General features: G+C 62.3%; 25 protein-coding genes. 20 read left to right on the top strand and 5 right to left on the bottom strand.

The genetic code is table 11. The features are described 5' to 3' along the window. Window positions 1-54 precede the first annotated feature (54 nt). Both BACI9J_RS07415 and BACI9J_RS07420 read left to right on the top strand, forming a co-directional pair. Entirely contained in the window at window positions 55-399 is a 345-nt protein-coding gene (locus BACI9J_RS07415) for an ATP/GTP-binding protein (protein WP_159733815.1), read from the top strand. Between the two features lie 19 nt (window positions 400-418). Next, a complete protein-coding gene (locus BACI9J_RS07420; protein WP_159733816.1) occupies window positions 419-1,213 on the top strand; it encodes an alpha/beta hydrolase in 795 nt (264 codons plus the stop codon). On the opposite strand, the gene BACI9J_RS07425 is transcribed toward BACI9J_RS07420, so the two are convergent. Further along, window positions 1,210-2,520, bottom strand: a complete 1,311-nt coding sequence (locus BACI9J_RS07425; protein WP_159733817.1) for an AI-2E family transporter — start codon at window positions 2,518-2,520, stop codon at window positions 1,210-1,212. The two genes, BACI9J_RS07420 and BACI9J_RS07425, sit on opposite strands and share 4 nt — an antisense overlap. 202 nt (window positions 2,521-2,722) lie before the next feature. Between BACI9J_RS07425 and BACI9J_RS07430 the strand changes: the two genes are divergently transcribed. From BACI9J_RS07430 to BACI9J_RS07465, 8 genes are all read left to right on the top strand, one after another. Continuing rightward, window positions 2,723-4,540 carry a hypothetical protein gene (locus BACI9J_RS07430; protein WP_159733818.1) on the top strand — a complete coding sequence of 606 codons (1,818 nt, stop codon included), beginning with the start codon at window positions 2,723-2,725 and terminating at the stop codon, window positions 4,538-4,540. Window positions 4,541-4,578: 38 nt separating this feature from the next. Continuing rightward, on the top strand, window positions 4,579-5,577 hold the full coding sequence (locus BACI9J_RS07435) for a tetratricopeptide repeat protein (protein WP_159733819.1): 999 nt from the start codon (window positions 4,579-4,581) through the stop codon (window positions 5,575-5,577). After that, window positions 5,577-6,677, top strand: coding sequence for an NADH:flavin oxidoreductase/NADH oxidase (locus tag BACI9J_RS07440; RefSeq protein WP_159733820.1), 1,101 nt, complete (start codon window positions 5,577-5,579; stop codon window positions 6,675-6,677). Before BACI9J_RS07435 ends, BACI9J_RS07440 begins: the two co-directional genes overlap by 1 nt. Window positions 6,678-6,717: 40 nt before the next feature. Then, entirely contained in the window at window positions 6,718-7,632 is a 915-nt protein-coding gene (locus BACI9J_RS07445) for an ABC transporter ATP-binding protein (RefSeq protein ID WP_159733821.1), read from the top strand. Then, window positions 7,614-9,185, top strand: a complete 1,572-nt coding sequence (locus BACI9J_RS07450) for a transporter (RefSeq protein WP_159733822.1) — start codon at window positions 7,614-7,616, stop codon at window positions 9,183-9,185. Before BACI9J_RS07445 ends, BACI9J_RS07450 begins: the two co-directional genes overlap by 19 nt. 81 nt (window positions 9,186-9,266) lie before the next feature. Further along, window positions 9,267-10,049: a glucosamine-6-phosphate deaminase gene (gene nagB / locus BACI9J_RS07455; protein WP_159733823.1), complete on the top strand. Its 783-nt coding sequence runs from the start codon at window positions 9,267-9,269 to the stop codon at window positions 10,047-10,049. Between the two features lie 8 nt (window positions 10,050-10,057). Continuing rightward, window positions 10,058-10,396, top strand: coding sequence for a DUF3039 domain-containing protein (locus tag BACI9J_RS07460; protein ID WP_141282720.1), 339 nt, complete (start codon window positions 10,058-10,060; stop codon window positions 10,394-10,396). 103 nt (window positions 10,397-10,499) lie between these two features. Next, window positions 10,500-12,275, top strand: a complete 1,776-nt coding sequence (locus tag BACI9J_RS07465; RefSeq protein ID WP_159733824.1) for a DEAD/DEAH box helicase — start codon at window positions 10,500-10,502, stop codon at window positions 12,273-12,275. Between the two features lie 83 nt (window positions 12,276-12,358). Here the strand turns inward: BACI9J_RS07465 and BACI9J_RS07470 are convergent, their stop codons facing one another. Together BACI9J_RS07470 and BACI9J_RS07475 are read right to left on the bottom strand one after the other, a co-directional pair. After that, on the bottom strand, window positions 12,359-12,985 hold the full coding sequence (locus BACI9J_RS07470; protein ID WP_159733825.1) for an isochorismatase family protein: 627 nt from the start codon (window positions 12,983-12,985) through the stop codon (window positions 12,359-12,361). Further along, the gene (locus BACI9J_RS07475; RefSeq protein ID WP_159733826.1) at window positions 12,985-14,313 is read right to left on the bottom strand and encodes a nicotinate phosphoribosyltransferase; all 1,329 of its coding nucleotides are present in this window, start codon (window positions 14,311-14,313) and stop codon (window positions 12,985-12,987) included. Before BACI9J_RS07475 ends, BACI9J_RS07470 begins: the two co-directional genes overlap by 1 nt. Window positions 14,314-14,350: 37 nt before the next feature. Between BACI9J_RS07475 and clpS the strand changes: the two genes are divergently transcribed. From clpS to rdgB, 6 genes are all read left to right on the top strand, one after another. Further along, a complete protein-coding gene (gene clpS / locus BACI9J_RS07480) occupies window positions 14,351-14,713 on the top strand; it encodes an ATP-dependent Clp protease adapter ClpS (protein ID WP_011775237.1) in 363 nt (120 codons plus the stop codon). Further along, window positions 14,706-15,272, top strand: a complete 567-nt coding sequence (locus tag BACI9J_RS07485; protein ID WP_159733827.1) for a DUF2017 domain-containing protein — start codon at window positions 14,706-14,708, stop codon at window positions 15,270-15,272. The genes clpS and BACI9J_RS07485 overlap by 8 nt, the downstream gene beginning before the upstream one ends. A gap of 84 nt (window positions 15,273-15,356) precedes the next feature. Further along, window positions 15,357-16,421 carry a glutamate racemase gene (gene murI, locus BACI9J_RS07490; protein ID WP_159733828.1) on the top strand — a complete coding sequence of 355 codons (1,065 nt, stop codon included), beginning with the start codon at window positions 15,357-15,359 and terminating at the stop codon, window positions 16,419-16,421. Further along, window positions 16,418-17,215, top strand: a complete 798-nt coding sequence (locus BACI9J_RS07495; protein ID WP_159733829.1) for an MBL fold metallo-hydrolase — start codon at window positions 16,418-16,420, stop codon at window positions 17,213-17,215. The genes murI and BACI9J_RS07495 overlap by 4 nt, the downstream gene beginning before the upstream one ends. Window positions 17,216-17,310: 95 nt before the next feature. Beyond that, window positions 17,311-18,069, top strand: coding sequence for a ribonuclease PH (rph, locus tag BACI9J_RS07500; protein WP_159733830.1), 759 nt, complete (start codon window positions 17,311-17,313; stop codon window positions 18,067-18,069). Beyond that, complete coding sequence (gene rdgB, locus BACI9J_RS07505; protein ID WP_159733831.1) at window positions 18,066-18,740, top strand: RdgB/HAM1 family non-canonical purine NTP pyrophosphatase; 675 nt, start codon at window positions 18,066-18,068, stop codon at window positions 18,738-18,740. Before rph ends, rdgB begins: the two co-directional genes overlap by 4 nt. Before the next feature lie 83 nt (window positions 18,741-18,823). Here the strand turns inward: rdgB and BACI9J_RS07510 are convergent, their stop codons facing one another. Next, the gene (locus BACI9J_RS07510; RefSeq protein ID WP_159736395.1) at window positions 18,824-19,579 is read right to left on the bottom strand and encodes a DedA family protein; all 756 of its coding nucleotides are present in this window, start codon (window positions 19,577-19,579) and stop codon (window positions 18,824-18,826) included. A gap of 204 nt (window positions 19,580-19,783) precedes the next feature. On the opposite strand from BACI9J_RS07510, the gene BACI9J_RS07515 reads away from it, so the two are divergent. Then, the gene (locus BACI9J_RS07515; protein WP_159733832.1) at window positions 19,784-20,794 is read left to right on the top strand and encodes an exonuclease domain-containing protein; all 1,011 of its coding nucleotides are present in this window, start codon (window positions 19,784-19,786) and stop codon (window positions 20,792-20,794) included. 80 nt (window positions 20,795-20,874) lie between these two features. Here the strand turns inward: BACI9J_RS07515 and BACI9J_RS07520 are convergent, their stop codons facing one another. Continuing rightward, complete coding sequence (locus BACI9J_RS07520; protein WP_159733833.1) at window positions 20,875-21,945, bottom strand: ADP-ribosylglycohydrolase family protein; 1,071 nt, start codon at window positions 21,943-21,945, stop codon at window positions 20,875-20,877. A gap of 81 nt (window positions 21,946-22,026) precedes the next feature. Between BACI9J_RS07520 and BACI9J_RS07525 the strand changes: the two genes are divergently transcribed. The 3 genes from BACI9J_RS07525 (at window position 22,027) to BACI9J_RS07535 (ending at window position 23,838) form a co-directional block, all read left to right on the top strand. Further along, entirely contained in the window at window positions 22,027-22,383 is a 357-nt protein-coding gene (locus tag BACI9J_RS07525; RefSeq protein WP_286179515.1) for a YidH family protein, read from the top strand. Window positions 22,384-22,385: 2 nt separating this feature from the next. Further along, on the top strand, window positions 22,386-22,730 hold the full coding sequence (locus BACI9J_RS07530) for a DUF202 domain-containing protein (RefSeq protein ID WP_159733835.1): 345 nt from the start codon (window positions 22,386-22,388) through the stop codon (window positions 22,728-22,730). 175 nt (window positions 22,731-22,905) lie between these two features. Next, window positions 22,906-23,838 (top strand): MIP/aquaporin family protein, encoded by a 933-nt coding sequence (locus BACI9J_RS07535; protein WP_159733836.1) that lies wholly within the window; start codon window positions 22,906-22,908, stop codon window positions 23,836-23,838. The last annotated feature ends 11 nt before the right edge of the window (window positions 23,839-23,849 follow it).

Genomic DNA, 23,849 nt, shown 5'->3' on the forward strand with positions numbered 1-23,849 from the left:
CTCCACATTACCGTCTCACCATCTTCAACACGGTGGCTGGGGCAGAATGGAACCATGCCCCGCTCCAACCGTCCTCGTCGCAACGCGTCCAGTGCACGCTCCGGCAATGCCGGAGGCAAGTGGACAGAAGCGACGCCGGAGCTTGACCTGGAGCGGGCACGTGGCGGAATCGCCAGGCGGGAAAGCGCTCCGGATGGTGACTGGATAGTGCGTACCATGACGGCCAAGAAGGCGGAAAAGCAGTACATCTGCCCAGGGTGTTCCACTGCGATCGTCCCGGGGATCGCGCATCTGGTGGTGTGGTCTGACAGCCACTTGTTCGGACAAGCGGCAGGGCTGGCCGAACGCAGGCACTGGCACACCAACTGCTGGACGGGCCGGACGTACCGGTACCGCTGATTCCTTTAGGCTTGGTTGCATGACTTTCGACCCCGCCTCGTTCGTTTTCACCCCGCAGGACGCGCCCTCGGAAATCCGCGCGTCAACGGTCCTGCCCGCCGTGCGCGAGAATGTGGAATTCACCACAGAGGACGGCAAAGTGCTGCTGGGCGAGCTCGCGCTCCCGGAATCGGGAGAGATCACAGCCACGCTGATTACCCTCCACCCCTTGCCCACCCACGGTGGATTCATGGATTCGCACGTGTACCGCAAGGCGTCCTACAGGCTGCCTGCGCTGGCGGGCGTTGCGGTGCTGCGCTTCAATACACGCGGTACGGCGTCGCCACGCGGTACCAGTGATGGCCGGTTCGAGGAAGGAATCGGTGAGCGCTACGACGTCGAGGCAGCTGTCCGTTTCGCCGTGGAACGCGGGCTACCCAACCGGTGGCTTGTGGGGTGGTCTTTCGGCACTGAGCTTGCCCTCATGTACGGGGCGGTGGAGCCCGTGGCGGCGCTGATCGAGGGTGCTGTGTTGCTTTCCCCGCCCCTACACCGTGCCACGGACGTCCACCTTAAGGAGTGGGCGGAGTCAGAGAAGCCTCTGACGGTTCTTGTCCCTGAGCATGATGACTACCTTCAGCCTGCCGAAGCAGCCCGGCGATTCAGCCTGGTTCCGCAGGCCCGGGTTGTCGGCGTCGACGGTGCCAAGCACCTCTGGGTGGGCGAGAAGTACGCTGCCCGCGTCTTGAATGAAATCGTCGACGACGTCACTCCGGCAGGTGCTGGCGCGCACGGACTGCCTCGGGAGTGGGCGGGGCCCGTAGCAGTCAGCTAGTGCCGGTCTTGCCGGACGATGAATACTTCCTTGATCAACAGCATGATCGCTGCTGCGGTGGGAATGGCGATCAGCGCACCCAGCACCCCCAGCAGGCTGCCGCCGGCAATGACCGAGATCACGGCCACTGCTCCCGGAACGGCAACTGCCCGCTGCATGATGCGCGGCGAGATGAAGTATGCCTCGAACTGGAGGTAGGCGAAGTAGGCGATCGCATAAATTACGGCTGTCTGCCAGCCGGCGGTGAGAGCTACCAGGATGACCACCACAGCGGCGATCATTCCACCCACCAGGGGAATGAATGCCAGCAGGGCAACAACGAAGGCAAGCAGGACGCTGAACGGGATGCCCAGGATGGTCATCAGGATGAAGGCGAAAATTGCGTTGAGGAGTGCCACGCACACCTGGCCGATCACGTAATTGCCCACCGAATCCGTGATCGCCTCGGAGAGTGCCTCAACACGCGGACGGCGGGACCGGGGGGCCAGGCGGTAAGCCCACTTCTTCATGGACGGCAGGGCGGCCAGGAAGTACAGGCTCAGGACCAGAACGATCAGTGATCCGAACAGGCCGTTGGCCACTGTGGAACCGAAACCGACCACACCTCCGAAGATGCCGCCCATTGCCTCAGGGTCTTTGACGAATTTGTCCAGCTCTGTGGTGATGCGGTCGCGCACGCCAAATTGGCTGTCAGCGTTGCGGAAGAAGTCGGAATCGAGGAAGCCGCGGATCCATTCCGGGGCTTGGCGGACGATTTCCGATACCTGCTCCACGATGGTGGGAATCAGTGTGGCGAAGAAACCGGCCACCGCGAGCACCAGCGCTGAGACGGAGATGAGAATCCCGGCGGGCCGGGGGACCTTACGGCCTTCAAGCCAGCGCACCACGGGATCCAGTCCAAGGGCAATGAACAGTGCGGCCACGATCCACAAAATGAGTTGGGTGGTGTTGCTGGCGACGTAGAACACGGCCAGGGCAATACCGACGCCGGCGGTACCCATGAATCCCACATACACAGGATGCTGGGACGACATTCTCGGGCCAGGGGCGCCGAAGCCATGGTCGTCCTCCGGATGGAAGCCTTCGCTGCCCTCGTCGGACTCAGCCTCCGGTGGCATCTCAAAGCGCACCCGGTTTCGGGCGCCGGGAATGGGCTGCCGAAGCCTGCGGCTGATGGCAGCGAGACGTCCGGTGCGGACAGGAACCGTCGTAGCCTTGCCCTCGGAAGCAGCACTTCCCGCTATAGGGGAATCCACCGAACTTGAGCCAGGCTCATCGGAGGGACGGGGCTCCATGTGGTCTTTCACGCGGTTTAGCTGCCTTTTCAGTGGTGGTACAGGGTGGACTTAGGCGTTGGGAGGCCCGGAGATCATGATCATCGCCACACTATCAGGAGCGCGGAATGGCACCGGAGCGGCGCGGTGGCGGGCTTTTCTGCATGTCAGGGAGATCGCCTCGATCTGACTCTCTGATAACAAAACGGTTACCCTTGAAGTTCAACGACCGCTGATGATAGGTGATCCTGTGCGTTTGAAGACTGCAGCCTTGCTGGTGCTGCTGGGCCTGCTGACGATGCTGGCCGGTATTGGCCAGCTGACTTTTTGGGCCCCCGCTGAGACCGTGACGGCGTCGGTTCCGAGCGATACCAAAGCTGCCCCGCTGACCGTAATCGACCAAAAGTTGATTGACCTTCATGACGGGCCGGTGAAGATCAAGATCCAGGGCGAAGGCAACTTCATCGTCGCTACCGGACGGCCGGACGACGTCGAAGCCTGGGTTGGCAAGACGGCCCACAACACGCTGACGGGCGTCTCCTCGGACCAGAAGTCGCTGGAAGTTTCCACCGCAGACGGAGAGGCCACGGCGCCGTCCCCGGCTGGATCCGATTTGTGGGTCAGCACCGAGAACGCCAGTGGCGATCTGGACTATACGTGGAACCCTCCCGCTGAAGGTGAGTGGTCCCTGCTGGTAGCCGGCGACGGTACCCAGCCTGCGCCGTCGTCGATTTCCATGACCTTCCCGAACAACGCCACCACCCCCTGGGCGGTGCCGCTGATTGTTCTGGGCATCATCATCATCCTGGTGGGAGCGGCACTGCCGTTCATCGCCAAAGCCCTCCGTAACCGGCGCAAGGACGACGACGATCACCCGCGCGATGGTGGGGAAACCACAACGCTGCCGATCCAGTCCTCAACAACACAGTCGCCTGAGATCAAGTCGACGACGGTTCAGTCCCCTGAGGTCAAGTCGCCTACGGGTGAGGAAGGCCCCCGTCGTGGTGCCGGAGCTGCCGGAACAGAAGGGCCGGCCCTCCGGATCACGGCACTTGCTGCCACATTGGCTGCGGTCATGGTGGCCGGGACAGCGATCGCTGCCCAGGCCACCACGACCCCCGAGGCCACGCCGGCTTCCTCCGCCGCAGCTCCAGCCGAGGGCGGAACGCCGGTCATGCTGGAGTCCCAGCTGCAGCGCATCCTTGAGCAGGTAGCCAGCACTGTGGATGCAGCGGATGCGGCGAAGGACGCAGCAAAGCTGGCTCCGCGCGTCGACAAGATGGAACTGCAGATCCGGACACAGAATTACAAGATCCGGTCCACCGTTTCTGCGTACGAGCCGCGCATGCCGGTCCGGGCTACCAAGCTTCAAAGCAGCGTTATCAGCACCAAACGTGACTGGCCGCGTACGGTCTTTGCCCTCACCCAGGGCGAGGGCAACGTTGTGCCGCAGGTTCTGACCTTGGTGCAGCTTTCGCCGCGTGAAAACTACAAGCTGTGGGGTAGCGCGCCGCTCCAGCCTGGCACCAACTTCCCTTCCTTCCCGGTTCCGCGCAAGGGAACAGAGCCAGTACCGGCCAGTGACAGCACAGGATTGGCCTACAGCGGTAACCAGGCTTTGGAAATACTGAGTGAAATGCTCACCAATCCGGAGTCGCCCAACCGCAGCAAGCTGGCCGATGGGCAGTCCTCTCCGTACATTGCAGGGGCACTGGCCTACCAGGCGGACACCGTAAAGAACGGAACCAGCGCCAACTTCAAGTTCACCCACACGCCGGTTACCAACCAGACCGTGGTGCTGAGGACTGCGGACGGCGGGGCCGTGGTTGTGGGACGACTGGACTTCGCTTTTGAGGGCACGCCCAAGGCGGCAGGGGACAAACTCATCCTAGAAGACGATTCCGCAGTGTTCGCCGGTGGGAAGGAAACCACCACGGGCATGGTTCTGAACTTCGCTGAATCAGTAGCCGTGTACATTCCGCCGGCAGGTTCTGCCGATCCCATGAAGCTCGTGGCAGCTACCCGCGGGTTGGTCGGGGCCAGCTTCAAATAGGGCATACCCATGGCAGGGCAGCGGCTAGAGTGGACGGTATGAGTTCGCCCGGATACCGACCCACTCCAGCCGCTGCCAGCCAGCTCAATCTTCGCGGTGCCGTTGACCTTTCGTCGCTGCGCCGCCCTGCCGCCCCGCCGGCGCCCGCGCCTTCTGCCCCAGCCGACGGCGGATCATCTGCGGATGCCACCCCGCCGGGGGGCGAAACCGGCAAAGCGCCACTTCGGGTAGATGCCACCGAATCGAATTTCCAGGATCTGGTGCAACTCTCAGCACAGATCCCCGTGCTCTTCCTGCTTTGGTCGCGCTACGCACCGGAGTCACCTGCCGTTCTCGAAGCAGCCGAGCGCGTTGTGGAAAGCTACGGTGGCCGCTTGGTCCTTGCAGCCGCGGATGTTGACACTTTCCCCCAGCTTGCACAGGCCTTCCAGGTTCAGGCTGTTCCCACAGCAGTTGCTGTGGTCAAGGGACAGCCCGTCCCTCTTTTCCAAGGTCCGGCAGATGATGAACAGATCCGGAACCTTGTAGAGGAACTCCTGAAGGTTGCCGCAGCCAACGGCGTCGCGGGCAGCATCAGTGACGCTGCCGCGGCAGAAGACGCGGAGCCGGCGCCTCTTCCGCCACTTCACCAAGCGGCCATTGACGCCATTGAGGCCGGCGACTACGCCGGGGCAGTAGCGGCCTATAAGCAGGCTCTTCTCGAGCAGCCTGCAGATGCCGATGCCAAAGCCGGTTTGGCGCAGGTTGAACTGATGGCAAGGTTGGAAAAACTCTCCGCACCCGAGGCAGAGAGTCTCCGTGACCTGGCCGCGAAAGAACCGGACAACGTCCAGGCTCAGTTGACTGTTGCTGACCTCGATATTTCCGGCGGCCACATTGACGACGCCTTTAAGCGCATCATCACCTTCATTGGCAGGAACTTCGGGCCCGAGCGCGAGACTGCCCGTGTACGCCTCCTTGAGCTTTTCGAGGTTGTAGGTACTCAGGACGAGCGGGTGGCCAAGGCCCGGCAGGGGCTCGCGAGGGTTCTTTTCTAGTGCCGTCCGCCCTGTTCACGCCGCTTCAGCTGCGTTCCCTCACGGTTGCGCACCGTGGCTGGGTATCGCCCATGTGCCAGTACAGTTGCCACCCGGAGACCGGCGAGGGCGTTCCTCACGACTGGCACTTGATGCACCTGGGCTCTTTTGCCGCTGGCGGTGCCGCGTTGATCCTTACCGAGGCAGCTGCGGTTAACGCCGCAGGCAGGATCAGTCCGCTGGACGCCGGCTTGTACTCTGATGAGCAAACCGCCGGATGGGAGCGGATAGTGGCCTTCATCCACCGGCATGGTGCTGTTGACGCCAAGATCGGTGTCCAACTTGCACACGCGGGACGCAAAGCATCCACGTACTGGCCGTTTTCCGATCGCTCCGGCTCTGTCCCGGAAAGCGAGGGTGGCTGGGTCACCGTGGGCCCGGGCAGCGATCCTTTTGACGGCTATGCTTCCCCGGAGGTTATGAGCGAAGAGGATATCCACGCTGTGGTGGCAGACTTTGCCGCCGCTGCCAAGCGCGCGGTGGACGTGGGTTTCGACACCGTGGAGATTCACGGAGCCCACGGGTATCTGCTTCACCAGTTCCAAAGCCCGCTGATCAACACGCGGACGGACCGCTGGGGTGGCAGCGAAGAAGGGCGTAACCGGCTGATGCTGGCGGTGGTGGATGCTGTCAGGGAAGTCATTCCCGACTCAATGCCACTGCTGCTCCGTATCTCCGCATCGGACTGGGCAGAGGGCGGGGTTGACGTGGAGGCCTCAGTGCGGCTGGCCCGTGCCGCTGCCGAACGCGGCGTTGACCTGGTGGACGTCTCCAGCGGCGGCGCAGTTGCGCATCAACAGATCAGGGCCGTGCCCGGCTATCAGGCCGGGTTCGCCCAGCAGGTGAAGCACGACGCCGGTGTTCTCACCGGTGCGGTTGGCTTACTCACCAGCCCCACCCAGGCCGAGGATATTGTGGCCAACGGCAGGGCAGATGCGGTTTTCATGGCCCGTGCCGCCCTGCGTGATCCGCACTGGTGGCTCAGGGCTGCTTACGAACTGGGCCATGACATCAGGTGGGTTCCGCAGTACCAGCGGGCGGTTCCCCGCCACGGCTTCTAGGACCTCCGCGGGTTTCTCCCGGCAAGGTTAGGCTGGGTTCATGACGGAATCACGCCATGAACCCACGCCCATCTCGGAGCCGCCACCCGCAGCTCCACCACAAGCATCCGCTTCACCACATGCGGCTACTACACCGCAGGTAGTTCCACCACAAGCAGCCGCTTCGACGGTTCCCTCGGCAAACTCCGCCGGTGGAGCGCCTTTGGCTGCCCTGTCCATCCGAGGCCTGGCCAAACGATTCGGTGAGAAAATCGCCGTCGACGGCGTGAGCCTGGAAGTGCCTGCCGGATCCTTCTATGGAATGGTGGGTCCCAACGGTGCGGGCAAGACCACCACGTTGTCCATGGCCACGGGCCTGCTGCGGCCGGACTTTGGCACGGCATTGATCCATGGAGTGGACGTGTGGGCGCGGCCGCTGGAGGCCAAGAAGCTCATGGGCGTCCTGCCCGATGGCGTGCGCTTGTTTGACCGTTTGACCGGTGAACAGCTGGTGACCTACTCCGGATTGCTCCGCGGCATGGATCGTGAAGTGGTGAACTCCCGGGTGCCCGAATTGCTGGCTGCCCTTGATCTCCAGGCGGATGCCGGCACGCTGGTTGTTGACTACTCGGCAGGTATGACCAAGAAGATTGCCTTGGCCTCTGCACTGATTCATGCTCCGCGCCTGCTTGTCCTTGACGAGCCCTTTGAGTCGGTTGATCCTGTCTCTGCGGCGAATATCAGGGGCATCCTTGAGGGATACGTGGCTTCCGGCGGTACGGTCATCGTCTCAAGCCATGTCATGGATCTTGTGCAGCGCATGTGCAGCCATGTTGCCGTGGTGGCTGGTGGACGTGTTTTGGCGGCCGGTTCCGTGGACGAGGTCCGCGCCGGTTCCTCGTTGGAGGAACGCTTCGTCCAGTTGGTGGGCGGCGGACACCGGACGGAGGGTTTGGAATGGTTGCGCACCTTCTAAGGCTCAAGTGGCGCCTGCTCCTCAACGGGTTCAAGCGCAGTCCGTGGCAGCTGGTAGGCATGGCCTTGGGGCTTCTTTATGCGTTGGGATTGCTGGTCCTCCTGATTGGAGGCCTCATAGCACTGCGGTGGGCTGATCCTGAGATCGCCCACACTGCAGTGGTATTGGGTGGAGCGGCCGCTGTCCTGGGGTGGGCCATCATTCCGCTCGTCGCTTCGGCGGCGGACATGACCTTGGACCCTGCCCGTTTCACCACGTTCGCCATCCCACCGAGGCAGCTCCTGACGGGCCTCGCCCTGGCGGGGTTCATTGGTATCCCCGGTCTGGCCACGCTGCTCACGGCCCTGGGCACGGTGGGCACCTGGTGGCGCAGTTTCCCGGCAGTGGCCGGCGCTTTGTTGGGCGCCGTTCTGGGTGCCGTTACCTGCATTGTCCTGTCCAAGGTAGTCACGACGGCGACGGCCGGCCTCGCGGCGTCGCGGCGCTTCAAGGACGTCAGCAGCATTATTGTGTTCATCCCCTTGGTGCTGTTGGGACCCATCATGATGGGAGTTATTGAAGGCGTTCGCGGAAGCGCCGATTACCTGCCCGTGCTGGCCCGGGCTGTTTCCTGGTCCCCATTGGGGGCAGCGTGGTCTCTGGGTGGCGATCTCGAATCCGGCAACGTTGCCGCCGCCGGGCTCAAGTTCCTGATTTCCGCGGCGACCATTGCCGGTCTTCTCCTGTGCTGGCATGTTCTGCTCCAGCGGGCGCTGGTGACGCCACCGTACTCCGGAGGGTCAGCAAAGAAGGGGGGAAAGCTTGGGCTGTTCGGGCTTCTTCCCGGAACACCGGCAGGTGCAGTTGCCGCCCGGGCGTTGGTCTACTGGATGAAAGATCCACGGTATGCGGCATCCTTGGTTATTGTTCCGCTGTTTCCGGTCCTCTTTTTCTTCAGCGGGTCCCAGAGTGGCAGCTACGGACTCCTCATGATTCTTGGGCCGTTGACCGCCTTCGTCATGGCTTGGTCCATCTGCGCGGACGTCTCGTATGACAACACAGCCTTTGCGCTCCACCTCGCGGCGGGTGTCCGGGGCCTCGACGACCGCCTTGGCCGCGCGTTGGCTTGCTTGGCAATTTCCCTTCCGGTGGTTCTGTTGTTCACCGTCGGACCGCTTTTTGTCACCGGGGAGTGGGCATGGCTCCCCAATCTCTTGGGCCTGTCCCTCGGTACTCTCTTTACCGGCTTGGGGCTCTCATCGGTGATTTCTGCAAGGTACAACATCGCTGTGCCTTTGCCCGGGGACAGCCCCTTCAAGAAACCGCCGGGAAATGTAGCCCAGACGCTGGCAGTTCAAGCCGTTGGCATGGGCGTTCTGGCGCTTCTGCTCGTTCCCGAGCTTGCCCTGATATCTGTCCAGGCCTTCAGCGGAGGTAGTGAAGCCGGATGGATCAACCTGATTGTTGGTCCTGTGTTGGGGGTCATCCTGTTCGTGGTTGGCGTCCGCTTGGGTGGAAGATGGTTGGATGCGCGGGGGCCGGAGATGTTCGCCCAACTCAGCGTCAACCGTTAATCGCGTAACAACCATGCCCTGTAGGTGGGACATGGGATAACGTCTTTGTCAGATAGCTCAAAACTACGAAAGGCCGTGACGATGGAAGTTGTCATTCTCCCTGGCACCAAACAGATCGGTGCACTTGCAGCCGATGCCATCGAAGCGCTGGTTCGCCGTAAGCCCAATGCGGTCCTGGGTTTGGCAACGGGCTCGTCGCCCTTGCCCATCTACGACGAATTGGCCAGCCGCTACGAGGCCGGGGGGTTGGACTTCAGCCAGGCGCATGGTTTTGCTTTGGATGAATACGTGGGGCTTGAAGCGGGACATCCCGAGTCCTACCGCGAAGTCATCCGGCGCGAGTTCACCAACCGGGTGAACATCAAGCCGGAGAACGTCCACGGGCCGGACGGTGCAGCCAAGGACCTTGAAGCTGCATGTCAAGGCTATGAAGACGCGATCAAGGCCGTAGGCGGGGTGGATCTCCAGATTCTGGGCGTGGGGACAGACGGCCACATCGGTTTCAATGAGCCGGGGTCTTCCTTGGCATCGCGCACCCGCATCAAGACGCTGATCGAGCAGACGCGGAAGGACAACGCCCGCTTCTTCGACAGCATCGACGACGTTCCCCACCACGTGGTCACCCAAGGGCTGGGAACCATCATGGATGCCCGGCATGTGGTGTTGGTCGCAACGGGCGCCCAGAAAGCCCAAGCCGTGAGGGATTTCGTCGAGGGACCGGTAGCTGCCATTTGCGCTGCATCCATCCTTCAGATGCACCCGCACGCCACGATTTTGGTGGATGAAGCTGCTGCGTCATCGCTGAAACTGGCCGATTATTATCGGCACACTTACGACAACAAGCCGGAGTGGCAGGGACTGTAGACGGTAAGATGTTTGGCATGACTACGCTTCCTCCGGATCCATTCGAAAACGACCCCATGCGAGAGCTTTCCGGAGCCGGAACGTCCACTGCCACCATTGAGCGCGAGGAAACGCGCCAGGAAGTGGAGCCCGGCGACCGCGAGCGGTTTTCGCACTACGTCCGCAAGGAAAAGATCATGGAGTCGGCCCTGACCGGCGAGCCCGTCATTGCCCTGTGCGGCAAAGTCTGGACGCCGGGGCGCGATCCCAAGAAGTTCCCGGTCTGCCCGGAGTGCAAGGAGATTTACGAAGGCCTCCGCCCCGGCAATGACGGCGGAAACAACGGCGGCCCGGGCAACTCCAAGTAGTGGGTGGGAAAAGAACACCGGCCCTATCTGATCATCACCGGTTTACGGTCTGCTTTGGCGTGCCCGGAAAACCGGAAATGACCATCACCCCGGGGGAATTGGTATGACAGAAACACTTTTTGGTGGACCATCCCTGCCTCCGGCGTATCCGGAACGTGCCGCCTGGGGTACGGCGCCCAAGCTCCGTGCATGGCAGCAGGAGGCGCTGGACCTCTACATGAACCGCAATCCCAAGGACTTCCTTGCCGTGGCAACGCCCGGCGCCGGTAAGACCACTTTTGCACTGCGCATTGCCACCACCTTGCTGGACAGCGGAGTGGTCAACAGGATTACCATCGTTGCCCCTACTGACCACCTGAAACGGCAGTGGGCGGACGCCGCGGCAAAGGTCGGGGTAGCCATTGATCCCAACTTCAAGAACTCCGATGGCCAACACGGCCGCGGTTTCGTGGGCGTCGCAGTCACATACGCCCAGGTAGCAAGCAAGCCCATGCTGCACCGGGCGAAGACCGAAGCTGCCCGCACCTTGGTGATCCTGGACGAAATCCACCACGGCGGCGAAGCGTTGTCCTGGGGAGACGGCCTGCGCGAGGCCTTCGATCCTGCCGCGCGACGCTTGTCCCTGACCGGCACCCCGTTCCGGTCAGATACATCGCCGATTCCCTTTGTTGAGTATGCCGAGGACCGCGACGGCATTCGCCGATCCAAAGCTGATTACACCTACGGCTACGGAAATGCACTGCGGGACCACGTGGTGCGTCCCGTTCTGTTCATGGCCTATTCGGGCCAGATGCGCTGGCGGACCAGTGCGGGCGACGAGATGGCGGCGTCTTTGGGGGAAGCTGCCGTAACCAAGGACATCACTTCGCAGGCGTGGCGTACGGCGTTGAACCCTACCGGCGAATGGATCCCTGCCGTCCTTGCTGCTGCGGATAAACGCCTTGGCGAGGTCAGGCGGACTGTGCCGGATGCCGGCGGCCTGGTGATTGCCACGGATCATGATGACGCCCGCGCCTATGCCGGTCAACTGAAGAAAATCACGGGCCAGTCGCCCACGGTAATCCTTTCCGATGACTCCAAGGCTTCGAGCAAGATCGAGGAGTTCTCCGCAGGGGACCAGCGCTGGATGGTGGCTGTCCGCATGGTGTCCGAAGGCGTGGACGTTCCACGGTTGTCGGTGGGCGTCTACGCAACCTCAACTTCAACTCCACTCTTCTTCGCCCAAGCTGTGGGGCGCTTTGTGCGTGCCCGCAAAAGGGGTGAGACGGCGTCGGTATTCCTGCCATCTGTACCCCCGCTCATGATTCTCGCCAACACCATGGAGGCAGAGCGTGATCACGCCCTGGACCGCCCGGAGAAGGACGAAGACGGCCTCTTCAATCCTGAAGAGAACCTCATGGCGGAGGCTAACCGTGAAGACAAGGCCTCGGACGAGCTCACCAAGGGCAAGTTCGAAGCTTTGGATTCCCAAGCCTCCTTCGACCGCGTTCTTTTCGACGGCGGCGAGTTCGGCACCGGGGCAGACATCGGTTCTGATGAAGAGCTGGACTTTCTTGGAATTCCAGGGCTGCTGGACGCCGAACAAGTAGGCACGCTGTTGCGTCAGCGTCAGCACGAACAGCAATCGCGAAAGAAGCGCCAGTCGCCTTTGGCAGCTGCGGCTTCCCCTGCGGTGCCTGACCACCGCATGCTGATGGATTTGCGCAACGAGCTGGCCAAGAACGTGGCGGCGTGGTCAGCCCGCACGGGAACACCGCACGGCGTGGTTCACACCAAGCTGCGCGAAGTGTGCGGCGGTCCCGCTGTGGCACAGGCTAACGAGGAGCAGTTGCAGGCGCGCCTGCGCAAACTTCAGGATTGGTTCATCGGCAGGAAATAGCTGGATCCAGCATCAGCGCAAAACACAGCAAGGGCGCCGCAGTTGCGGCGCCCTTGCTGTGTTTCCAGCGGTATCAGGGAGATTCAGTCGCGTTCGACCTCGACGCCGGCGGCTTCCATTTCGTCGTAGGCATCGCTGAGGTCTTCGGCGATTCCAGCGGTGAGCCCGGCAATCACCGTGGTGGTGTATCCGGCCTGGACAGCATCCAATGCTGTTGCCTTCACGCAGTAATCCGTTGCCAGTCCCACCACTACCACTTCCTCGACGTCGTGGCTTTGCAGCCAGTCATCGAGACCGATCGCGTCTTCGTCGAGGACCTCCACTGTGGCCGCTCCGGCTTTGAGGTCGCCGGTGGGGACGTCGTCTTCAGGAGCCAACACTCCCTCAAAACCTGAGTAGGCCGCGGTGTATTGCCCTTTCCGGAAGTACGCGTGGATGTATTCGGGATCCAGGTCCTCGTGGAGTTCGGCACCTTTGCTTCCGGCCCTGCAGTGCGGGGGCCAGGAGTCCACCATGTCCGGGGCCTCTGAGAAGTGCTCGCCGGGCTCGATGTGCCAATCCTGGGTGGCCACGATGTGATCGAAGTGTTGCTGGTTGGCATCCACATACTCCGTGATGGCATTTGCCACGGCGGCACCACCAGCAACGGCAAGCGTTCCGCCTTCGCAGAAGTCATTCTGGACATCGACGATGATCAGGGCCCTGGACATCAGTTCTCCTCGTAGACGGTGGGGATGGCAGCCTCGCCCCGCTGGAGGCGGTTCACTACTGCGGGCAGCTCGGCCATGGTTGCTGCGTGCCGTTCCCTGGCCCGGATGACCCCCTCCGGTCCGGTCCATCCGGGTAGCACCTCGCCGTTCTTGACGAACTGGTGGAGCAGCTCGCGGTCGTTGCCGTCGTCCTCCGGGCGGTGGCCGATCCCAACGACTTCCTGGGTGGCCCGGCCGCGTTCATTGAGCTTCCGGAGAGCGTATTTGCGTCCGCCCATGCTTGCCTTGTTCTTGGCGGCCTTCGCAACCGAAATGAACTCACCGGCGTCGTTGGTGCGGCTGACAAGTTTGTAGACCATGCTGGCCGTGGGAGCGCCGGACCCTGTGACCAGCGAGGTACCAACGCCGTAGGAGTCCACCGGAGCCGACTGCAGCGCCGCGATGGCGAATTCATCCAGGTCCGAGGTGACCACAATGCGGGTGTTGACGTTGCCGAGGTCATCAAGCATCTGCCGAACCCACTGCGCCTGGGCAATGAGGTCGCCGGAGTCCAGCCGGACAGCGCCCAGTTTGTCACCGGCCAGCTCGACGGCGGTGCGCACCGCCGTCTCGACGTCGTAGGTGTCCACCAACAGTGACGTACCGGGGCCGAACGCCGCGATCTGTGCCTCAAAAGCCTCACGCTCGGTGTCATGGAGCAGGGTAAAGGAGTGCGCGGCTGTGCCCACGGTCCTAATGCCGTAGCGCCGTCCGGCTTCGAGGTTGGAGGTGCTGGCGAAGCCGGCAATCACGGCGGCGCGGGCTGCCGCCGTCGCCGATTCCTCCTGGGTGCGCCGGGAGCCCATCTCGATGCAGGGGCGGGTGCCGGCTGCCGACGTCATCCTTGATGCGGCCGAAGCAATGGCGCTGTCGTGGTTGAGGACCGAGAGGATGAAGGTTTCAAGGATGCACGCTTCGGCGAACGTGGATTCGACAATAAGGATGGGGGAGTTGGGAAAGTAGGCGTCGCCTTCGGCGTAACCCCAGATGTCGCCGCTGAATTTGTAGTCCGCCAGGTAGTCCAGGGTTTCCTGGTTGACCACCTTGTTTTGTTCCAGGAATGCGAGCTCGTCTTCACCAAACCGGAAGTCCGCTATGCCCTCCAAGAGGCGTCCCGTGCCGCCTACCACGCCGTAGCGGCGGCCGTCCGGCAACCGTCGGGCAAATGCTTCGAACACCGAGCGGCGGTGCGCGGCGCCCGAGTGCAAGGCTGCCTGAAGCATGGTCAGCTCGTAGTGGTCTGTGTACAAGGAAGTTGCGGGGTGGTCCCACGACGTAGCTCTACTCACGGATTCACTCTAGTGCGAGCCGCCATAGAATGGACAGATGAGCCCTAGCGTTGCGTACGGCACGGACATTGATGAGCGGACGAAAGCTGCAGAGCAGTCGTCCACCGATGTCCTGACAGCCCCTGATATCCCGTGGAACCTTGTGATCTGGAATGATCCCGTGAATCTGATGAGTTACGTAAGCTACGTGTTTCAGAGTTACTTCGGCTATTCCGAGTCCAAGGCCCACAAGCTCATGATGGAGGTCCACAAGAAGGGCCGGTCCATTGTTGCCCACGGCAGCAAGGAACAAGTGGAGCAGCATGCCGTAGCCATGCACGGCTTTGGTCTGTGGGCCACGGTTGAAAAGGCCGCGAGCGGCAACGAAACACCCGGAAAGGGCGGCCGCCAGCGTGGCTAAGGCATTCAAGTACGGTCTCAAGGGCATCAGCGGATACCTCGAACCCGCCGAGCGCGACCTCCTGCGCGGCTTGCTGGACGACGTCATCTCCATGCTGGAGTCAGACGTCCGGGAGAACGAAGACCCTCTGGCTGCGTTGATCGGCCTGGATATGGACGTCAAGCAGCCCAGCGACCGTGCCTTGCTGCGTTTGTTGCCGAACGTCATGAAGGACGACGACGGCGGTTCGCTGGAGTTCCGCCAGCTCACCGAGCGCTCTGTCCGGGAAAGCAAAATCGGGGCCTTGAGGGCGGCCGCTCTGGGCTTGGACAAGAACGAGCTTGTTTTGACGCCCGAGGATGCTACCCGATGGTCAATGGCGCTGAACGATGTCCGGCTCGTTCTGGCCGAACGCCTGGATATTCGCGATGAGGCCGATGCTGAGCACATTCACAGCATGCAGGACTGGAGCCAAGCCGAAGACGTGGAAAGTTACCTGGCCCTTGTTTACAACTTCACTACGTGGCTCCAGGAGTCTTTGGTGCAGGCGATGATGGCCGCAAGGCAGGCGAAATCCTGAGCGCGACAGCGGCTTGCCGCTCCTGCCCGGAAACAGATCCGGCTGCCCTGTGACACATCAGACACGAGGCGGAGAGCACAGTTAATGGCCGCACACCCCGGGAAGCCTTATTCTCGAATAATTATGACTTCAGACTCGGGTTCGCCAATCAACGCATTGGGCAGTGAAGCCCCCATCGGCAACGGGCAACTCATAGGGACACGTCCAATCGGCATTTTTGACTCAGGCGTGGGCGGGTTGACGGTGGCGCGATCCATCATCGACCAGCTTCCGAATGAATCAATCCTGTACGTCGGCGATACTGCAAACGGCCCTTACGGCCCGTTGCCCATTGCCGAGGTTCGTGCCAACGCGCTGGGCGTCATGGATGAACTGGTGGATTCCGGCGTGAAGTTGCTGACCATTGCGTGCAACTCCGCCTCCGCCGCGGTGCTCCGCGATGCGAGGGAGCGCTACACGGCCCGTTATGGCATCCCGGTTATTGAGGTCATCCAGCCGGCAGTCCGGCGCGCAGTCTCGGCTACCCGTTCGGGCAAGATCGGTGTGATCGGAACCTCTGCCACAGTAGGGTCCAGAGCTTATGAGGACACTTTTGCTGCCGCCCCGGACCTGACCATTACTTCCGTGGCCTGTCCGGCGTTCGTGGAATTTGTGGAAGCCGGAATTACCACCGGACCTGATCTTCTGGCGGCTGCCAATGAGTACCTTGAGCCGCTCAAAGTGGCCGGAGTGGACACGGTTGTCCTGGGCTGCACGCACTACCCGCTGCTGACCGGTGTCATTTCGTTCGTCATGGGCGAGGACGTCACACTGGTTTCCAGTGCCGAGGAGACTGCCAAGGATGTCTACCGGGCCTTGGCCAATCACGGCATCCAGCGGACGGAAACGCGGGCACCCAGCCACGAATTCATAGCTACCGGTGATGCCACCCAGTTTGAGACCCTGGCCCGCCGCTTCCTGGGTCCTGAGGTTCTTTCCGTGAAGCACGTGGACCACGTCGCGGCCCAGTACCCCACAGGCAGCCTGGCTCGTATCACACCCGAAATGCTGGAAGCGGCAAGGTCCGGCGCCGGTCTGTCCCGCCGTTCGTCCTTCGTTGAGCCGGAAAACACCTTGAGCCGCAGCACAACCATGGGACGTGGCCTGTGAAGCTGACCATCGTGGGCTGCACAGGCTCCTTCCCCGGTCCCGGTTCGCCGGCGTCGTGCTACCTGGTGACCGCCCACGACGGTGAGCGTGAGTGGAAAATCGTGATGGACCTGGGCAGCGGCGCCTTGGGCGCCATCCAGCGGTACACGGATCTGGAAGACATCGACGCGATCTTCCTCACGCACCTGCACCCCGATCACTGCATGGACCTTTGCGGCCTGCACGTCGCGGTCCGCTGGAAGCCCGGCGGATGGGGCAGGGATCGACTTCCGGTTTGGGGTCCTGCAGCTACCGCGGACAGAATGGCCACGGCATATGGGTTGGACCTCGATCCCGGCATGCACGAGGAATTCGACTTCACCAACTGGACCGAACTCAAACCGGTATCAGTAGGTCCTTTCACAGTGACCCCCTTCGCCGTGAACCATCCTGTCGAAGAGGCCTATGCCTTGCGTGTCACCGCCACGGAGCCGGGCAAGGACGGCGTTCACGTTACCAAGGTCCTCACGTATTCGGGGGATACCGATTCCTGCCAGGGTCTTGAAGACGCCGCGAGGGGCTCGGACCTGTTCCTGTGCGAGGCTGCGTTCGAGGAAGGCCGGGATGACGGTATCAAGGATGTTCACCTCACCGGCAAGCGCGCCGGCGAGGCTGCCATGAATGCCGGCGCCAAGCGACTCCTCCTCACGCATATCCCAGTGTGGACTTCACAGACCAAAGTCTTGTCCGAGGCCAAGCCGGTCTTCACCGGTGACGTCGCTGTGGCCGTCGCCGGAGTTCACTACACGATCTAGTTTCGCGGCGTCCTGGTCCCCCAGGCGTCCAGGTTTGCCGACGTCTTGGTTGCCGTGCGTCGGAATGCTGCCGCCGGCTTGGCTAAGCTGGAACCATGACTTCTGAAGCTACAGCCACACCCGTTATCCGCGCCGACGGCCGGACCCCGGACCAGCTGCGCCCTATCAGCATCACCCGCGGCTGGTCCAAGCAAGCCGAGGGTTCGGCGCTGATTGAGTTCGGCAACACCCGGGTTCTGTGCACGGCTTCATTGACTGAGGGCGTGCCCCGCTGGCTCAAGGGTGAAGGCCGTGGTTGGGTCACGGCCGAGTACGCCATGCTTCCGCGCGCCACCAACACCCGTTCGGACCGTGAGTCCGTCAAGGGCAAGATCGGCGGCCGCACCCACGAGATCTCGCGTCTCATCGGCCGCTCCCTGCGCTCCATCATCGACACCAAGGCCTTGGGCGAAAACACCATAGTTTTGGACTGCGACGTTCTGCAGGCCGACGGCGGCACTCGTACTGCCGCGATCACCGGCGCCTATGTGGCGCTTGCCGAAGCCATCCGTTTTGCCCGTGAGAACAAACTCATTGCCCGTAACGCGCAGCCTCTGGTGGATACCATTGCGGCCGTCTCTGTGGGGATCATCGATGGCGTCCCCATGCTGGACCTCCCATACGTCGAAGACGTTCGTGCGGAGACGGACATGAACGTTGTGGTAACCGGTTCGGGCAAGTTCGTAGAAGTTCAGGGCACGGCCGAAGGTGCTCCCTTTGATCGCGACGAGCTCAATGCCCTGCTGGATCTCGCCCTCCTGGGGACCACCCAGTTGTCCGCTATCCAACGAGAGACACTGGCGGAAGCTCCGTGAGCGGCACTCCCGCCTCAGGGGTCCCGCGCCTCGTCCTGGCAACACACAACAAGGGCAAGCTGAAGGAACTCCGCGAATTACTCCGTGGCCAGGTTCCAGGGCTCGACGTCGACACCCAGGTAGTGGACGCTGCTGCGGCGGGTGCCCCGGATGTCGCCGAGACCGGTGTGACCTTTGCTGAGAACTCACTTCTCAAAGCCCGCGCAGTAGCAGAAGCCACAGGACTGATAGCCATCGCCGATGATTCCGGCCTTGCCGTTGACGTCCTGGGCGGGGCGCCGGGCATCTTCTCGGCGCGATGGTCCGGTTCTCACGGTGATGACGTCGCCAACCTGAACCTGTTGCTGGCACAGCTCTCTGACGTCCCGGATCCCTTCCGGGGGGCTGCCTTTGTTTGTGCGGCTGCTCTGGCGGTCCCGGGTCCTGACGGCATTGCCCGCGAGACCGTGGAGTACGGCCAGCTGGAGGGGACCCTCCTGCGCGAGCCCCGTGGCGAAGGTGGCTTCGGATACGACCCCGTGCTGCAACCGCAAGGAATGGACCGCAGCTGCGCCGAGCTCAGCTCTGAGGAAAAGAACGCCATCAGCCATCGCGGGCAGGCGTTCCGTGCTTTGCTGCCCGCCATTGTCTCTGCCTTGTCTGAGCCCTTGTCTGAGCCGAACGCCAACTAGCTTTTTCCAGGAGCGTCTGTTGGACCAAAAAAGGCACCCCGCCAGCGCGGGGTGCCTCTTGTTCTTGGAGGTTCAGCGGAGCGTCAGTGCTCGTTGCCCTCGTGTTCTTCGATGAACTCCTCCACAGGGTCGGTGCCTTCGGCTGCGGCCTTTCGTTTGGCCATGTACCCGCGTCCGACTTCAATGAAGACGGGGATGACCGAGAGCAGGACGATGACGATGAAGATGATGTCCAGGTTGTGGCTGACCCACGGAACACGATCACCAAGAAGGTAGCCCAGCAGGGTGACGCCGCCGCCCCAGAGGACGGCGCCAATGACGTTGAAGAGGAAGAACTTGCGCTTGTCCATCTGGGCAACACCCACGATCACGGGCACGAAGGTGCGGATGATGGGCACGAAGCGAGCCAGGATCAGCGCTTTTCCGCCGTGCTTTTCAAAGAACGCATGCGCGCTCTCCACATTCTCCTTCTTGAAAAGCCTGGAGTCCGGACGGTTGAAGATTGCAGGCCCGGCTTTGGAACCGATGAGATAGCCGGTCTGGTTGCCGAGGATGGCCGAGACGATGATGAGAGCCGCCAAGGCCCAGATGTTGAACTTGATGGTATCCGTGGCTACCAGGAGACCGGCTGTGAACAGCATGGAGTCTCCAGGCAGGAAGAAGCCCACCAAAAGGCCCGTCTCGGCGAATACGATGCCGCACACCAAGAGCACCACCCATGGCGCCAAGGCAGGATCGGCGAGGAAGATCTGGGGGTTCAGCCAGTCCGGCAGGAACGAAGCCGTAGGCGGCGAAACCGGGCCCGCGCCCCCGATTGTGGATACGGCAAGGTCGCTTATCGCAGAAAAGATCACCCATCAAGCCTACTTGACGGCCGTCGTCGGGTTTTTCGGGACCAATACTTGGTTCCTGGTCTGCCTCCACAACTGGACGCAGCCGTACGTGCGTCACCGGAATGTCACCTTGACCACAATGAGGGCCCGAAGGGCCGCCCCGCCGCAGAAATCGGCAGGGGCGGTCTTTTCCGGCTGTAATCTTGTCCAGTGGCATTGGACTTTACGGCGATCGACTTTGAAACAGCCAACGGCTTCCGGGGCTCGCCGTGTTCGGTGGGCCTCAGCAAAGTCCGCGGCGGCGTTGTTGTGGAGGAAGCCTCCTGGCTCATGCGTCCGCCGGAAAATCACGATCACTTTGAGTTCCACAACACCCGCATCCACGGCATCCGCGCCGAAGACGTGGCAGGCCGCCCCAGGTTCGGGGAGCTTTTCCCGGAAATCGGCGCTTTCATTGGGGACGACGTACTCGCCGCCCACAACGCTGCCTTCGACCTCGGCGTTATTCGCTCAGGACTGGAAGTCTCGGGCCTGGCCGGGCCGGCTTACGACTACGTGTGCACCGTGATGCTTTCGCGTCGCTGCTATTCACTGGTCTCGAATTCCCTTCCTTATGCCGCAGAGGAAGCCGGGGTTCCCCTGGTCAACCATCACGACGCCGCCGAAGACGCCCGCGCCTGCGCCGGCATTCTGGTGGACATCGCCAAGCGGAACAATGCAAACAGCATCGCCGAGCTCTACCTTTCCCTTGGCTTGAACCTTCCGAAGCAGCCCGCCTTTGATCCCGCGCTTGGGCTCTCCAAAGCCACCGTATCCGCGCTCGCGGCCAGGACGGGAAGCGCGGCGGAACGCACACTTGAACGTGCCTTGGACATCACGGGTGGCTTCCAGACCTGGCCGGAGGAGGGGCCAAACCCGTTGCCGAACCCGTCCGCGGAACCCGGACACCCGCTCTTCGGCCAGACGGTGGTGTTCACCGGTGACCTGGCCATCACCCGGCCGGAGGCCAAGTCGCGGGCCGCGGACATGGGCGCACGTCCGGAAAGCCGGGTCACTGCGCGGACCACTGTGCTGATTGTTGGTGATGGCTTCGTGGCAGGCGACCTCCGCGCCGGCAGACTCACAGGCAAAGCAAAGCGGGTCCTGGAGCTCCACGCCAAGGGCCAACAAATCGAAGTTGTGTCCGAGGGTGAGTTTCTGCAAATGGTGGGCGGGGCGTAACCTCCGGCCGCAAGGCCATCCGGTCGTACTGCGCAACCGTCCAGCTTCGCTGGCAGCGTTCAGCCGGACGTAGCTCCTGACTAGCCGGTGGTGACGGCAAGCAGTTTGTCAGCCATCCCGCGTATGACTTCCGGTGCCTCCAAGGCCTCCAGCCAGTCGGCCGGCAGGCAGTCCTCACCGTAGTAAGCTCCCATGATGTTTCCGGCAATGGACCCGGTGGAGTCGCTGTCGCCACTGTGATTGATGGCCACTGTTATTGCATTGCGGAAATGCTCAGCCGGCGTGCTGCCGCTGGTAGCCAGCGCAGCGTAAAGCCCCACGGCGAGCGCCTCCTCGGCAACCCAGCCCTCGCCAAGGGCTGTGGTCAGTTCTTCCGGGTTCAAGAGGGTGGGCTGCAGTGAAAGCTGAAGGGCGGCCTCCAGGCGTTCCGACAGTTCGGGTGCTTTGGTGGGGACGGCGTTGACATAGCTGAGGGCGTCGACGGCGGCGGTACGGAGGTCGCTTCCAGCCACGATGTTGTGGATCAGCAAGCTGAACGCTGCCGCGCTGAGCCGTGCAGAAGGGTGTCCGTGTGTCAGCGAAGCAGCATCCGAGCTGAGCTTGTACACCGCTTCGCGTGAAATGTGGGGGATGAGCCCAAACGGGGCCGAACGCATCACTGTGCCGCAACCTTTGGAATCGGCATTGACCGGACGTGCAACTGTTCCCATCTCGCCCGTTGCCAATCCGCTGAGGCAGGCGTTTCCGGGGGCCCGGCGGTGACGCAGGACCTCTTGGGCATCGATCCAGCGAGGCTGCGGCACGGGAGCCGAGGAAGCAACAGCTACGTCCTGGGTGGCGAGCCAACGCAGATAGGCCAGCCACAGGCAGGCAATCTCGTCGGCCGCAACGCCATCATTGGCCCACTCGAGGGCCTCCACCAAGCCGTCAACGGTGTACAGCGTCATTTGCGTGTCGTCCGAAAAGTGGCTGCCACCTTCGAGCTGACCGAAGGATGTCAGGCCCGCGGAACCGTAGCGGGCGCGAACTGCGGCAATGGACTCGAACTCCACTGCATACCCGAGGGAATCACCCAACGCTCCGCCCAAAAGCGATCCGTGAACGCGGGACTCGAACGAAGGAACGGCTGGGGACTTAGGATCAACACTCATGCCAGTAACTTACCGTGTCTGCCCACCTCCGCTGATATGGTGGGGAAGCTGCCCGGCACTGACAAAACTTGGAGAAATTCTTTGCGTGAACCTGCTTGGCGACGGACAGGCAAGACCCCCGATTACAGGTTTTCTCTTGCGAACGAACGTACCTTCCTTGCCTGGATCCGTACTTCCTTGGCCTTGCTCGCCGGCGCGGTCGCCGTTGACCAGCTGGCTCCGAACATCGCACCTACACCCGTTCGCCTGGTCCTCTGTGTGCTGCTTGCCTTGGTAGGGGCCGGGCTTGCGGTCCTGTCTTACCGCCGCTGGGGGCAGATGGAAGCGGCGATGCGCAACGATCAGGCGCTCCCGTTCTCCAGGGTCATGCTGTTCATGACCATTGTGGTTGCTGTCGCGGCGTTCGCCTTTGCGGTGCTGATACTGGTGGCGCGATAAAGATGGAAGCCCGCGATCCCGGGTTGCAGCCCGAGCGCACTACGTTGGCCTGGCGCCGGACGCTGATTTCCCTGGTAGTGGTGGATTTGTTCATCTGGCGTAGCTGGCTGACGTCCGAACCCTCCACCGGCAACCTCGTGGCCAGTCTTCCCGGACTGGATTACCAGGGGATTTGCGCTGTCATGGCAGCCGCAGCCACAGTCGTTCTGGCATCCGTTGTGTGGGTTCGCTCACGTCAACTCCGTGCCGGCAGCGAGGCAGCATCGGTCGGACTCATCATGGTTAGCACGTTGGCTGTAGTGGGACTTGGGGCCACGGCCATCGCAGCCATCGCTCTGGGTGCTTAGGCTCGCGGGCGGATAAGCTCGGAGACGGGATTCAGCAACTGTCCAGACTCGGCTGGCATGATACTCAGTGGATTTGCACGTGCAATGCCCCTCCAGCACCAGCACCAAATGCCAGCGACGCCGCGACGCAGCCGTTCAAACCGGCATCCACACCAACTGTAAGGACTTACGCAACATGACCTCTCCTGTACACGCCGCACACGAACCCCAACCGGGACTTGTTTCCCGGTTGTTGGCTGAAGCTCTGGGATCGATGTTCGTTGTGGTTGTCGCAGCTGGAGTCGGGATTTTCTCCAATCCCGGTGCTGCCCCCTTGCCTGTAGCCCTTTCGACCGGCCTTGCGGTGACAGCAGCCATGCTGGCCTTCGGCCACGTCTCAGGAGGCCATTTCAACCCCGTGATCACCCTGGGCAATCTGATCGCAGGCAGGATCCGGGCTGTGGCTGCCCTGGGTTACGTGGCGGCGCAAATCATCGGCAGCGTGGTTGGTGCTGCCTTGATCTATTTCGTGGTAAGCACGGTGCCCGTCCTCACCGACGCCAGGGCCGCATTCGATGTCGTTTCGCCGGGTTTTGGTGAGCATGCCGCCGCCCAAACACAGCTGGCAGGAGTTCTGTTGGTGGAAGTTCTTGGCGCGGCCCTGATTGTGGCAGTGTTCCTCGGCGCCACCGCGGGCCGTCGGGCTCTTCCTGCGGTGGCCCCCTTCGCCGTTGGCCTGAGCATGGCTGTTTTGCTTCAGCTCGGCCAGGTGCTGGGAAACCTTCCTTTCAACCCTGCACGGGCAACAGCCCAGGCATTCTTCAGCTCGCCGTGGGCTCTTGAGGGCCTGTGGCTGTTCTGGGCGGCCCCGCTGATGGGTGCGGCGCTTGCCGGCCTAGCCTTCCGTGGCTTCCAAGGTCTGTCATCTTCTGCCGTCGCCGTGCCTATGGACGTCCAGGGCGGCAGTGATGGGGTCAACGACTCCTTCACTGCCAACGACGAGCCGGTTGAGGGCATTGAAGCGGAGGAATCCGTTGCGAAGCCTGGCGCCGCGCCTTCCCGGGCGGTTCCGGCTGCGCCGGTCAACGATGACGCCCGGGACTTCTTCGACGGTAAAAAGAGCAAATAGCCATACGGGCT

The organism is Arthrobacter sp. 9V, from assembly GCF_902506065.1.
In the GTDB taxonomy this organism is placed as follows: Bacteria; Actinomycetota; Actinomycetes; order Actinomycetales; family Micrococcaceae; genus Arthrobacter.

What these genes read in the sequence shown, in the direction of transcription:
- clpS (WP_011775237.1), top strand. Translation starts at nt 14,351, where the DNA reads ATGAGCCCTAGCGTTGCGTACGGCACGGACATTGATGAGCGGACGAAA.
- BACI9J_RS07450 (WP_159733822.1), top strand. Translation starts at nt 7,614, where the DNA reads ATGGTTGCGCACCTTCTAAGGCTCAAGTGGCGCCTGCTCCTCAACGGG.
- murI (WP_159733828.1), top strand. Translation starts at nt 15,357, where the DNA reads ATGGCCGCACACCCCGGGAAGCCTTATTCTCGAATAATTATGACTTCA.
- BACI9J_RS07470 (WP_159733825.1), bottom strand. Translation starts at nt 12,985, where the DNA reads ATGTCCAGGGCCCTGATCATCGTCGATGTCCAGAATGACTTCTGCGAA.
- BACI9J_RS07445 (WP_159733821.1), top strand. Translation starts at nt 6,718, where the DNA reads ATGACGGAATCACGCCATGAACCCACGCCCATCTCGGAGCCGCCACCC.
- BACI9J_RS07520 (WP_159733833.1), bottom strand. Translation starts at nt 21,945, where the DNA reads ATGAGTGTTGATCCTAAGTCCCCAGCCGTTCCTTCGTTCGAGTCCCGC.
- BACI9J_RS07535 (WP_159733836.1), top strand. Translation starts at nt 22,906, where the DNA reads ATGACCTCTCCTGTACACGCCGCACACGAACCCCAACCGGGACTTGTT.
- BACI9J_RS07430 (WP_159733818.1), top strand. Translation starts at nt 2,723, where the DNA reads ATGATAGGTGATCCTGTGCGTTTGAAGACTGCAGCCTTGCTGGTGCTG.
- BACI9J_RS07415 (WP_159733815.1), top strand. Translation starts at nt 55, where the DNA reads ATGCCCCGCTCCAACCGTCCTCGTCGCAACGCGTCCAGTGCACGCTCC.
- BACI9J_RS07465 (WP_159733824.1), top strand. Translation starts at nt 10,500, where the DNA reads ATGACAGAAACACTTTTTGGTGGACCATCCCTGCCTCCGGCGTATCCG.
- BACI9J_RS07420 (WP_159733816.1), top strand. Translation starts at nt 419, where the DNA reads ATGACTTTCGACCCCGCCTCGTTCGTTTTCACCCCGCAGGACGCGCCC.
- BACI9J_RS07435 (WP_159733819.1), top strand. Translation starts at nt 4,579, where the DNA reads ATGAGTTCGCCCGGATACCGACCCACTCCAGCCGCTGCCAGCCAGCTC.
- BACI9J_RS07530 (WP_159733835.1), top strand. Translation starts at nt 22,386, where the DNA reads ATGGAAGCCCGCGATCCCGGGTTGCAGCCCGAGCGCACTACGTTGGCC.
- BACI9J_RS07460 (WP_141282720.1), top strand. Translation starts at nt 10,058, where the DNA reads ATGTTTGGCATGACTACGCTTCCTCCGGATCCATTCGAAAACGACCCC.
- nagB (WP_159733823.1), top strand. Translation starts at nt 9,267, where the DNA reads ATGGAAGTTGTCATTCTCCCTGGCACCAAACAGATCGGTGCACTTGCA.
- rph (WP_159733830.1), top strand. Translation starts at nt 17,311, where the DNA reads ATGACTTCTGAAGCTACAGCCACACCCGTTATCCGCGCCGACGGCCGG.